The 11208-nt window shown below is 59.5% G+C and carries 10 protein-coding genes; 2 read left to right on the top strand and 8 right to left on the bottom strand.

What is annotated here, in order from left to right:
* The 3 genes from ACFE0K_RS04230 to ACFE0K_RS04220 form a co-directional block, all read right to left on the bottom strand.
* Positions 1 to 1592 (bottom strand): TonB-dependent receptor family protein (locus ACFE0K_RS04230; protein WP_434534873.1); only part of this gene is annotated, 1592 nt, incomplete at its 3' end.
* 273 nt (positions 1593 to 1865) lie between these two features.
* The gene (locus ACFE0K_RS04225; protein WP_434534872.1) at positions 1866 to 2801 is read right to left on the bottom strand and encodes a metal-dependent hydrolase; all 936 of its coding nucleotides are present in this window, start codon (positions 2799 to 2801) and stop codon (positions 1866 to 1868) included.
* A gap of 188 nt (positions 2802 to 2989) precedes the next feature.
* Complete coding sequence (locus tag ACFE0K_RS04220) at positions 2990 to 4414, bottom strand: aldehyde dehydrogenase family protein (RefSeq protein WP_434534871.1); 1425 nt, start codon at positions 4412 to 4414, stop codon at positions 2990 to 2992.
* 286 nt (positions 4415 to 4700) lie between these two features.
* Here ACFE0K_RS04220 and ACFE0K_RS04215 point away from each other — a divergent pair, with 286 nt between their 5' ends.
* Positions 4701 to 5501: an IclR family transcriptional regulator gene (locus ACFE0K_RS04215; RefSeq protein ID WP_297769007.1), complete on the top strand. Its 801-nt coding sequence runs from the start codon at positions 4701 to 4703 to the stop codon at positions 5499 to 5501.
* A 24-nt stretch (positions 5502 to 5525) separates the two neighbouring features.
* The gene (locus tag ACFE0K_RS04210; RefSeq protein ID WP_434534870.1) at positions 5526 to 5981 is read left to right on the top strand and encodes a PaaI family thioesterase; all 456 of its coding nucleotides are present in this window, start codon (positions 5526 to 5528) and stop codon (positions 5979 to 5981) included.
* A 366-nt stretch (positions 5982 to 6347) separates the two neighbouring features.
* On the opposite strand, the gene ACFE0K_RS04205 is transcribed toward ACFE0K_RS04210, so the two are convergent.
* From ACFE0K_RS04205 to ACFE0K_RS04185, 5 genes are read right to left on the bottom strand one after another with little or no spacing between them, the layout of a single operon-like run.
* The gene (locus ACFE0K_RS04205; protein WP_434534869.1) at positions 6348 to 6794 is read right to left on the bottom strand and encodes a chemotaxis protein CheX; all 447 of its coding nucleotides are present in this window, start codon (positions 6792 to 6794) and stop codon (positions 6348 to 6350) included.
* A 10-nt stretch (positions 6795 to 6804) separates the two neighbouring features.
* The gene (locus tag ACFE0K_RS04200; RefSeq protein WP_434534868.1) at positions 6805 to 7629 is read right to left on the bottom strand and encodes a CheR family methyltransferase; all 825 of its coding nucleotides are present in this window, start codon (positions 7627 to 7629) and stop codon (positions 6805 to 6807) included.
* Positions 7626 to 8741: a chemotaxis-specific protein-glutamate methyltransferase CheB gene (gene cheB, locus ACFE0K_RS04195; RefSeq protein WP_434534867.1), complete on the bottom strand. Its 1116-nt coding sequence runs from the start codon at positions 8739 to 8741 to the stop codon at positions 7626 to 7628. Before cheB ends, ACFE0K_RS04200 begins: the two co-directional genes overlap by 4 nt.
* On the bottom strand, positions 8738 to 9130 hold the full coding sequence (locus ACFE0K_RS04190; RefSeq protein ID WP_434534866.1) for a response regulator: 393 nt from the start codon (positions 9128 to 9130) through the stop codon (positions 8738 to 8740). The genes cheB and ACFE0K_RS04190 overlap by 4 nt, the downstream gene beginning before the upstream one ends.
* 16 nt (positions 9131 to 9146) lie before the next feature.
* Positions 9147 to 11165, bottom strand: coding sequence for a methyl-accepting chemotaxis protein (locus ACFE0K_RS04185; RefSeq protein ID WP_434534865.1), 2019 nt, complete (start codon positions 11163 to 11165; stop codon positions 9147 to 9149).
* Between the last annotated feature and the right edge of the window lie 43 nt (positions 11166 to 11208).

The following is an 11208-nucleotide window of genomic DNA, read 5'->3' as shown; positions in this document are numbered from 1 at the left end:
CGCCCCAGCTCCAGGCCATCCCGATGGGTCTCCCCGGCGTTCTGGTAAAAGGTGCGGCCTCTGATCTTGGAGGGGGTGATTTCATCATCCACATCCACCCGGAATAGGGCCGCTTCGTAAAAAAGCCGATTTCCCAGCGCTCCACGGGCGCCCACTTCCCGGTTCAGTGCGGTTTGCGGTTCCAGGCCTGGATTGAAACCGCCTGCACCGGAAGGGTTGGCCAGTTCGGTAAAGGTGGGGCTTTCAAAGGCAGAACTGACCGTCGTGTAGAGCGTATGCGCGGGGCTGACTTGCCAGCTCAGCCCGGCACTGTAGCTGTTTTCTGCAAACTCCCGGCGACCACTGTCGTTGCCATCAGTCAGCAATGCATCGTCGATGGTCATGCGCAGCCGATCTGCCCGGCCACCGATTGTGAGCATAACGCTATCTGACAAGTGACTGTCCAGTTGCAGAAAAATACCGTCGGCGCTGGCCTGTTGGTCTTCGTCGGCGGTGACGGCAGTGATGTTGCCAGTGGGGCTGACCGACCGGCGACCACGGTCGTCTTCCTGACGATCCATATCAACGCCCACTAACAGACGGTGCGGTAGCGTCAATACGGTAAAGGGCAGGGTGTAATCCAGCCGGGCGCCGTAAAACAGCCGGTGGTAATCAATCAGGCTGCTGCCGGGGAAGGGCAGTTGCTGGCGAAAATCCCGCTGGCTGATAAAGGCGCGGGCATTGAGCCGTCCATTGGCGAAGGCGTCATCGCGATAATGCAGACCCAGACGTTGCTGGTCGACCTGCTGACCGGCATCCAGCCGGGAGGCAAAGCGGCTGGCTTGTCGCCGCTCCTGATGAGCTTGTTGGCGGGTCAAACCTCCCGGGTCCTGAGCAACGGGCGTATCCATGGCGGTGAGAAACACAGTAACTGCACGGGTGTCGGTAAGATCCCAGCCGGCCTGGCCGGTGAACTGATACTTGCGGACCTCGCTCTGTTCGCGGAAACCCTCGTAATCCAGAGCCGTCAGGCTGAGGGCGTGGTGCCCCTGATCATGGCGCCCCGTGGTCTGCACATTGGCTTGTTTCAGCCCGTGGCTGCCGCCGATCACCGACACGCTGGCGCTATCGTTGCGGGTTTTCCCGGATTGCGTGGTGATGTCCACCACGCCACCAGTGGCGTTGCCGTAGAACAGAGAACTGGGGCCACGCAGTACAGTGAGTTGTTTCACCGCAAACAGGTCGATGCTGTCCAGTTGTGATTGACCGTCCGGCAGGGTTTCCGGGAAACCGTCCACGTTGATGCGCAATCCTCTGACACCGAACGGCGCACGGGAACCAAAGCCCCGGGATGACAGGCGCAACCCCTGGGCGAAGTTGTAACGGTTCTGCAGGTAAAGGCCTGGGACCCGGTTGAGGCTTTCGTCCAGTTGCAGGCGGGACTGCCCGTGCAGATTACTGCTTGCATCTACGATGGTGATGGCGGCCGGCGTGTCGGCCAGGGGCCTTTCCATGCGGGTACTGGTAACAGTCACCGGCTCCAGGGTTGCCGGTTCGGCAAACAGGGACAGAGGAGCCAGTAGCGGTAAGGCGATCAGGTTCAGAGACTTCATGAATGACATCCCATGGTTGCTACTGTTCTACAGGACGTCGTGGTGGAAGCAAGTGAAGAAACGCAGGAATTGGTGGGCAGATGAGACGTAGGGTGCACTGAACCTAAGGCGAACTGCACCGATCAGGCGCGCGAATGGTGCAGTTCGCCTTAGGCTCAGTGCACCCTACATGTAATGACTTTCCTGCGTTGTGCGTGATGCGTGTGGAGTGCTGCGGCTCCCAATAAAAAAGGGCCGCATAAAGCGGCCCTGAAAGGATAGAGTCAGAATCGATCAGTGGGCTTTCTTGCCCTTGCGCTGGCTGGCCTGGGCGTGTTGCTCGGTGAGCAGGCCCTCGGCGCCGAACAGTTTTTCCCGCCACTCATCCAGCAGCGCGTCGGTGTCGTGCTGGGAGGGGTGGAAGTCGCGTTTGAAGAAGTCCAGGTACTGAGGCGCGAGCTTGGTAAACAGGCCCTTGCGACCGAACAGGAACTTGATGCCGTTCCAGTTGTTTTTCACGTTCAGCAGGCGGCCATCGGAGGCCAGCATGCGCGCCTGGAAGACGCCCAGCACCGCGAAGAAGATCACCGTGGTAGGGATCATGGCACCGGCGCGAATGGCATAGCTGCCACTGACTTTCTCATACACGTCATAGGCAACGGTCTTGTGCTCGTTCTCTTCCAGAGCGTGCCACAGCCACAGTTTTGCAGTGGCGTCGTCGAGAATGCGGGATTGGTGCTCCGGCTCGCGCAGCAGTTGCTCGGCGATGATGGCAGTGTAGTGCTCCAGACACACGGTGGCCGCCAACTGGAAGATCTTGGGGGTGCGTTTCTGCACCAGACCGAGCAGCTTGCCCAGCGTCTTGTCCAGCTGGTCAGTCGGGTAGCCGAATTTAACGCCCATCTCGTTCCAGGCTTCGTGCTCTTTACTGTGCATGGCTTCCTGACCGATAAAGCCGGCTACCTGGGCTTTCAGCTTGGCGTCGGTAACCTCTTTGCGGTAATGACGCACGGAGTCCACGAAGAAGGCTTCACCTTCCGGAAACAGGGCAGACAGACTCAACCAGAAAGCACTCAGGAAGGGGTCGTTATCGTAGAAGTAGCGCGCCGTGGTCTTGTCGTCGAACTGGAAATCCAGGCGACGAGGGGGAATGTTCACGGTGGCGCCCAGCGGTACCTTCTGTGCGCTCTGCTGACCGGCTTTGATATTGCTGGATGCTGTTGTTGTCATGTGTCCTCCTGGTCCCGACCGGTTATGTCCGGTGGATGTCAAACTGTGACATTAAAGAATGTCACGATACTCGGGGTTACAGCAGAACAGGTAAATGGCACTGTGGCGCCCCGGCCGGGGCGCTAGTGCCAGTACACAAAATAGGGATATTTGTGTCCGTAAATGACGGGTGAAAGTCTGAGGCGGGCTCAGCCCGGAAGGAATAGGGACTGGGTTTCAAGAAACTCCTCCAGCCCGAAGCGGCCCCATTCGCGGCCGTTGCCGGATTGCTTGTAGCCACCAAAGGCCCCCTGCAAATCCGGGCCGGCACCATTGATATGCACCATGCCGGTGCGCAACCGGGCGGCCACAGCGCGTGCTTCGCTGTCTTCGCCGGAGACATACCCGGAGAGGCCATAGTCCGAGTCGTTGGCGATGGCCACTGCTTCGTCCACAGTCTGGTAGGGAATCATCACCAGTACCGGGCCGAAAATTTCCTCGCGGCCGATGGTCATGGTGTTGCTGACCTGGCTGAAGACGGTGGGACGGGCGAAATAGCCGGCTTCCAGTCCCTCCGGCTTGCCGGTGCCGCCTGCCACAAGTTTGGCACCTTCTTCCTCACCTTTTTCGATCATGGATTGCACCCGCTGGTACTGGCGGCCGTTGGCAATGGGACCGATGACGGTGTCGTCGTTCTGCGGGTCGCCCACCACAATACTGTTACAGGCCTCGGCGGCAATGGCCTCTGCCTCCGCTAACTGATCGGCGGGTACCAGCATCCGCGAGGGGGCGTTACAGCTCTGGCCGGTGTTGTTCATCATCGCCCGTACCCCGTGGGTAACTGCCTTTTGCAGATCACAACCGGGCAGCAGGATGTTGGCGGATTTGCCGCCCAGTTCCAGGGATACCCGCTTGATGGTGGCGGCGGCCTCGCGGCTCACGGATTCACCAGCCCGGGTGGAGCCGGTCAGGGAGACCACATCAATACGCGGATCACTGGACAGTAGCGGACCGACCTGGGCGCCATCACCGTGGACCATATTGAAGACCCCGGCAGGCAGGCCCGCCTCGTCGATGATTTCGGCCAGTATCTGCGCCGACAGCGGGGCAAACTCACTGGGCTTGAGCACCATGGTGCAGCCGGCGGCGATGGCCGGCGCCACCTTGCACATGACCTGGTTCATGGGCCAGTTCCAGGGGGTGATCAGAGCACAAACGCCGGCAGGGGCCCGCCGAATCTGCGCCTGGCCGAGCTGTTCTTCAAAGGGGAAATCCCGGGCCACGGCCAGGGTGGTTTTCAGATGGCCGAGGCCCATGGGGGCCTGCACCTTGCGCGCCATGCTGATGGGCGCGCCCATTTCCTGGCTGATCGCCTGGGCGATCTCTTCCAGCCGTGCCTGGTAACCCTCGGCAATCCGTCCCAGGTAGCCGAGGCGTACTTCCAGGGGCTCGGCGCTGAACGCCGGAAAGGCCGTCGCCGCGGCACTAATGGCGGCATCGATATCCGCTGCGCCGCCCATGGCCAACTCACCCAAGGGACTTTCCGTGGCCGGGTTGATCACGGTATGACTGCTGGCGCCATCGGCCGGGTTGACCCATTCACCATTGATATAGAACTGTTGCAGCGAGCCCATGGGGATGTCCTTTTGTCGGTTGCTTATTGAGTCAGAATACCCACAATACAATAATGGAACGAAGTTTTAAAATATTGACCACTCAGTCCGTGGCATGACATGGTTGAGTTGCCTGCCGTGTGGATCCCATTGTGCGTCAGGCCTTGGGTCATGAACATGACTGGCTTATGCAGGTGAAACCGCTTTTTGCTATATTTACGCGGTGAATACATAACTATAAGTGGAATCTATGCCCGCTGTGCCGGGGAACGGTTCCCGATCCCGAAGCCTGAAAGGAAATACACCAATGCGCAGAGCTGTTGCCGACGTGGGCACCAACGACAAAGACCGCAATTTCGTCACCGCCTTGGCGCGGGGGCTGGATATTCTCCGCTGTTTCGGTCCGTCCGATGAATACCTTGGCAACGCGGAGCTGGCCAAGCGCACCAATATCCCGCGTCCTACGGTATCGCGCATGACAGCCACCCTGACCCAGCTCGGTTACCTGCGCTATGTGCCGCAACTGGAGAAATACCGTCTGGGCCCCGGGGTGCTGGATCTGGGCTACCGTTATCTGGCCAGCGAGGGGGTGCGTGAACTGGCCCGTCCCTTTATGCAGGAGCTGGCCGATGCCACCGATTGCATGGTGGCCATCGGGGCGCCGGATGGCGCCCAGGTAACGTACATCCAGGTATGTCAGGGCAATGGCCCGCTGGTGCTGCGCCTGAATATCGGCTCCCGTGTACCCATGGCCACCTCGGCGCTGGGGCGTGCTTTTCTGGCGGCGACTCCGGAATCCGAACGCGAGCAATATCTCGAACAGATCCGCCGGCAGGACCCGGCGGCCTGGCCGGAACTGGAGCGCAGCCTGCAGTCCGCCTATGAGGAGTATCAGGAGTACGGTTTCTGCATTTCTGACGGCGAGTGGAACCGGGATGTGAGCGGCGTTGCTGTGCCGCTGATCCTGGATGGTGGCGCCCAGGTGGTGCCGTTCAATTGCGGTGGTTCTTCACTGCGCCTCAGCCGCCGAACCCTGATTGAGAACCTGGGGCCCAGACTCAAGGATGTGGTGGCCCAGGTAGAACAGATGGTGCAGGGGCGGGCCTGATCCCGCTTCTGCCGAGGACAATACATGCCAGCAGTACCGCCGTCCGCGTTTTCCATGGAAGACGCCAATGCGCGTTTCAATAATGGGTTTCCCGCTCTGATCGGGTTGCATTTCCTGGAGTGGGTAGAAGGTCGAGCGGTCCTCGGGCTTCAGGTGCGCCAGGAGCACCTGAATCTGGGCAACGTGATTCACGGTGGCGTACTCGCCACGCTGATGGATGTGGCCGGTGCCTGTGCTGGCACCTACTGCCCCTATCCGGATCGCATCCGCAAGGCGGTTACCCTGTCCATGACCACCACCTTCACCGGCCAGGCCGGTGAAGGCTTGATCCGTGCCATCGGCACACGTCGTGCCGGTGGTTCCAGAATCTATAACAGCACCATGGAAGTGTTCGATCAGCAGGGGCAGCTACTGGCCATCGGCGAGGCCACCTTCCGGTTGCGGTCCAGCAGCGCGGGGTCGGATGGTGAGCCGGTCTGAGAGATAAATTGCTACGAAGCTGCTGTAGGAGCACCTCTTGAGGTGCGAACCTCGCGCAGCGAGGAAGTCGCCCGCAGGGCGATCAGGAGCGCTAGGTGCCGCCCGCGTGATCTGGTGTCACCTTCATATCCCGGGTTGTCGCACGGGCTCGGATTCGTCACTCAAGAGGGAAATATTCGCTGGGCTCACCCTTCGGGCCGCACTGAACTACGTGCGTTACTCCGCTACGCTCCGTTCCTACAGCGGCTCTGTAGATGTCACGGACCGCACCTCCAGCGGCGGTTTTATAGCTGGCACAACGCCTGCTACGCGTGGTTACTAGAAGCTAGTAGCTAGCCACTCGTAGCTTACTTTTGACTCTTCGCTTCAATGCTCCGCCGGCTGCAGGCTGATGCGCAGCATCCCCTGACGATCATCGAATAACTGTACATCCACATTGTTGCGATGCTCGCTGGGCAGCACAGCCAGTGGTACGGGCAGCGATAGTTGGCTGGGGCCGGGAAGGATGGCCTTGATGTTGCCGGCAATGATGTTGGTCAGTTCGGTGAGTGCGTCGACCACATCTTCACCGGTCACCGCGTCATTCTCTTTTCGGAACATCTCGCCGGCAATCCGTTGGCCCAGGCTTTCGCAGGTGCTGACGGTCACGCTGCCTTTCCACTTTCCCGAAATCGAAATCTCAGCGCCATTGTGAATCATCGGTGGCGGACCGCTTTGGGCACGCACCGGAATTTTCAGGAAATCACTGAGCACATTGGCGCCGATACGGGCAATTTTCTGTGACAGCATGGCGGGTTGTGACGACATATCCATGTGAGCACCTTCACGCGGGTTGGTAAAAAGGGCGGTGGCTTCCGGGGATGGCAGGGACAAAGCCGGCGGTTTTTTCCAGACTCTCGGTGGAGCCAAGCAGCAGGTAGCCGTCATGGGCGGTATGTTTGCGCACCCGGCTCAGCACCCGCTGGCGGTCCTCCATGGAAAAGTACAGCAGCACATTGCGCAGCAGTACGATGTCGAACACCGGCAGGCTGTCCGGCCATTCCCGGACCAGGTTAATTTTCTCAAAGCTGATTCGCTCGCGAATAGCCGGTTTGACCTGCCAATCCAGGCCCAGCTGCTCGAAATAGAGCGCCATGTTGCGGGCGGGCAGTCCCCGGTTCATCTCGTTCAGGCCGTAACTGCCTTGTTGTGCCTTGTTCAGTGCGGACTGGGAGAAATCGCTGGCGACCAGGGTGACGTCCCAGTCTTTCAATTGCGGGAAGTGTTGGTCCAGCAACATGGCCACGCTATAGGCTTCTTGCCCAGTACTGCAGGCGGCACTCCAGATTCGCAGCGTCCTGTCGCGACGCCGTTTTTCCAGCAGGGCAGGGATCATGGTGTCCAGGAAGCTCTGGCTGAGAATCGGGTCGCGGAAAAAATAGGTTTCGTTGATTGCCATGGCTTCCACCAGCTCGGTTCGCAGTGCATCGTCCGCAACGGTAGAGGCTTTTTCGATCAGCGCATTGATGTCGCCATGGGTGTGTTGTCGGGCCAGGTTCTGCAGCCGGGCTTCGGCCAAGTAGACCTTGTCCGGTGGCAAGCTGAGTGCGATCTGGTCAGAGAGGAGATTACACAGGGTGAGGTAGCTGTGTTCATCGATACAGCTCATCCGTGCACCTCAGGGTTCATGGTCGCGCGTTGTCGCGCACGAAACGTGGGACGGCCCCGGTTAACCCGTCGCATAATTTCTGTGGCCATGTCGTGCAATGGGAGTTCCGCACAGGCTAGCCCCGCCCGGGATACCACCCCGGGCATCCCCCACACCGCGCTGGTGGGTTGATCCTGCACCAGTATCTGGGCGCCAGTTCCGGCCAGTTGGCGACAGCCTTCCAGGCCATCCTGCCCCATACCCGTGAGCACCACGGCCAGCACATTGGGACCAAAGGCTTTGGCGGCGCTGGCAAACAGAATGTCCACGGCGGGTCGGCAGAAATTCACCGGTTCACTGCGCTGGGGAGCGACCAGTGTGCTGTCGCCGATTTTGTCTACGGTCATGTGATAGTCACCGGCGGCCACCCACACCTGCCCGGGTTCGGCGCGCTGGCTGCTGTCGCATTCGGCAACGTTCAAGTCGGCGTTCTGGTCCAGGCGTGTCGCCAGGGCGCGGGTAAATACTGCCGGCATATGCTGGACAACCAGAATCGGTACCGGAAAATCGCCAGGCAGGGCAGGGATCAGTTGACCCAGGGCCCGAGGCCCTCCCATGGAGGCGCCGATTACTACCAGATCCACCCGGGCGGGAATGCGCTGATGCTGGAGCTGCGATGCCACCGGGCGAGGGGGCGGCACGGGTTTGACTGACGGCTTGCTGTCCCGTCGCAACAGGGTTTTTATTTTTCCCAGCAGGCTGTTCTTGATGTAGTCCCGGGCTTCTGCGGCGGTGCCCACCATGGCGGGTTTGGGCACATAATCGCTGGCGCCCAGGGACAGGGCCTCGATGGTCACCATGGCGCCGCGCTCGGTAATGGAACTGAACACCAGCACAGGCAATTCCGGGCGACTGGCTTTCAGCTCCTTGAGCATTTCCAGCCCGCCCATGCCGGGCATTTCCACATCCAGAATCAGCAGATCCGCTTCTACCCGCTGCAATCGATCGAGACCCTGGCGTCCATCGGAAGCCGTGCCTACCACAACGATGTCCGGGTCTTCCTCAAGAATCTGGGTGAGGATATGCCGTACTGCAGCAGTATCATCCACCAGAAAGACACGGATGTTGCTCATGCTCTCTCTGCTCTTTGGAGTCCCATCATTTCCAGCTTGCAGGCAAGGGCCTCCGAGGAAAACGGTTTCATCAGGTATTCATCGGCGCCGGCGGTGAGAGCTTCGACCATCTGGCCCACTTCCGCCTCACTGGTGACCACCAGTAATTTCATGTTGCTATAGCACTGCTTCTGTCGCACCGCGCGGATAAATTCCAGGCCGTTCATGACCGGCATGTTCCAGTCCACCAGGGCCAGAGTGGGAATAGTGTCATCCCCCTCCAGCAGGGTGATGGCCTGCTGGCCATCACCGGCTTCGTTGGTCTCGTAACCCAACTGTTGAAGCAGGTCCCCGAGGATCAGGCGCATGGCCCGGGAGTCATCAATGACCAGTGCTTGTGTGGTAGCCATGATCGTGGTCCCTCAATTATTTCTGGTTATCCGCGCGTCCGGTGCGCTCTGCATCCACCACCAGGGTCTGCAGGTCTGCGGCCAGTTTGGCCAGATCCGTGGCGGCCTGACGCATGCTGTCGACGCCGGCATTGGTGCTTTTTGCCGCTTCGGCAACGCCGCCGATATTACCGGCCACTTCGTTGGTTCCCTTGGCGGCGTCGGCGACCCGGCGACCCATTTCGTTGGTGGTGATGGTCTGTTCTTCCACGGCGGAGGCAATGGAACCCTGCACCTGGCTGATGTGATGAATCACCTCGCTGATGCGGGCGATACCTTCGATGGCGCCTTTCACATCCACCTGGATGGCCTCGATCTTCTGGCCGATGTCCTCGGTGGCCCAACCGGTTTCCTTGGCCAGTTCTTTCACTTCGTTGGCGACCACGGCAAAGCCGCGACCGGCATCGCCGGCACGGGCGGCCTCGATGGTGGCATTCAGGGCCAGCAGGTTGGTTTGCTGGGCGATACCGGTGATTACCTTGATCACCTTGCCGATCTCCGCGCTGCTGGTGCCCAGGCTGCTGATAGTCGTGTTGGTGCCTTCGGCAATGCTGACTGTCTCGTCGGCAACGCGGGCGGCGTCGGTGGCATTCTTGGCGATTTCCTTGATGCTGGCGCCCATCTCCTCGATGCCGCTGGATACTGCCTGGACGTTTTCGTTGATGTCTTCGGCGGTACGCACGGCGGAGTTGGCCTGGCTGCTGGTGACACCGGCGTTGGAACCCATCTGGTCACTGGTGGCAATCATTTCCTCGGAGGAGGTGGCCAGCACTTCCACGGTGCCTCGAATACGCTCTTCCAGCAGGACTTTTTCGGTGATGATTTCCCAGGTGAGCATGGGCCCCACATAGTTGCCTTCCGCGTCATAGATCGCGTTGACGAGCAGATCCGCTTTCTCGTCGCCAATATTGATGCGGGCGCGGTAGGGCAGGTTGGTGGGATCAGAAAGAATGCGGCGCTGGTGCTCGGGTTGTTTGTGAAAAACATCGATGTTGGCACCGAGCAATTCGCTGGCCTTGATGGGCAGGTAGGATTCCAGCTTTTCCATGGTGGCGATGGCGGCCGGGTTCAGATAGATAATCTTCAGATCCCGATCACACAGGAAAACGTTGGTGGGCATCTGGTCCACCATGTTCATCACGCGTCGGAATTCATTTTCCTGGCGCAACTCGGTGGTCACGTCTTCCCAGCAGACGGTGTAGCCGATGATTTTTTCTTCCGTGCTCATCACCGCATTGATACGGGTGCGCAAGGTGACGCCGCCAAAGTTGAAGTCCGCAGAGTGCGGCATGGCCTTGGGGTCACGAAGAATGGTTTCCACTCGCTTTGGGTCACGGTGAAAGCGGTGGATATGGCCGTTGAGAATGTCCTCGATCTTGACGCCGAAGGTCTTGAAGATCGGCTGGGCGATGGTGGACAAGGTCTCGGCGGCACGGGGGTTGATGTAGACAATATTGAGGTTGGTGTCAGCCACAAACACATTGGCTTGCAGGCTGGCCATGGTGCTTTTTACGCCTTCCAGGCTGTCGGTGACGGACTTGCTGGTGTCCACGTCACGAAGTCCCGTGTCATTTGGGCTCGGCTGGCTGCTGCCATTGGTCTTTTCGGTGGCGTCTGTATTCACGATGTCCCTCTTTAATGGCGCAACGGTATTCATGATGGTGTCGATGTGGCTGGGTTCCAGATCCAGAGACTCCAGTGTCTCTTTCAGGTGAACCGCCACCCGGTCGAAGTTCTTGTCAGTGATATGCAGGTTCTTGTGGGCGTCGGCCATTGAGCGGCCTTGATAAATCTTTGGTCCGCCCAGCACCTGGGTGAAGAACTGCACCTGCGATTCCTCCAGCCCGTTGCGCTGTTTGTGGCGGAAATAAGGGGCCAGCGCCTGGTCTTCCAGCACCCGGTTGTAAAACTCGGTTACCACGGCTCGGACAGCGGCTTCGCCGCCTACCTGGCTATAAAGAGAGTTGTCGTTTGCGTGATCCAGATTATCTGTCATTGCTGTCTATCCCCGTGTTGTCTTAGGGAGCCTCTGAATAACT

The sequence above is a fragment of the Alcanivorax sp. genome, assembly GCF_051117345.1.
Lineage (GTDB): Bacteria > Pseudomonadota > Gammaproteobacteria > Pseudomonadales > Alcanivoracaceae > Alcanivorax.
Note: the sequence above shows the minus strand (reverse complement) of the source record. Positions and strands in the feature narration are given on the sequence as shown.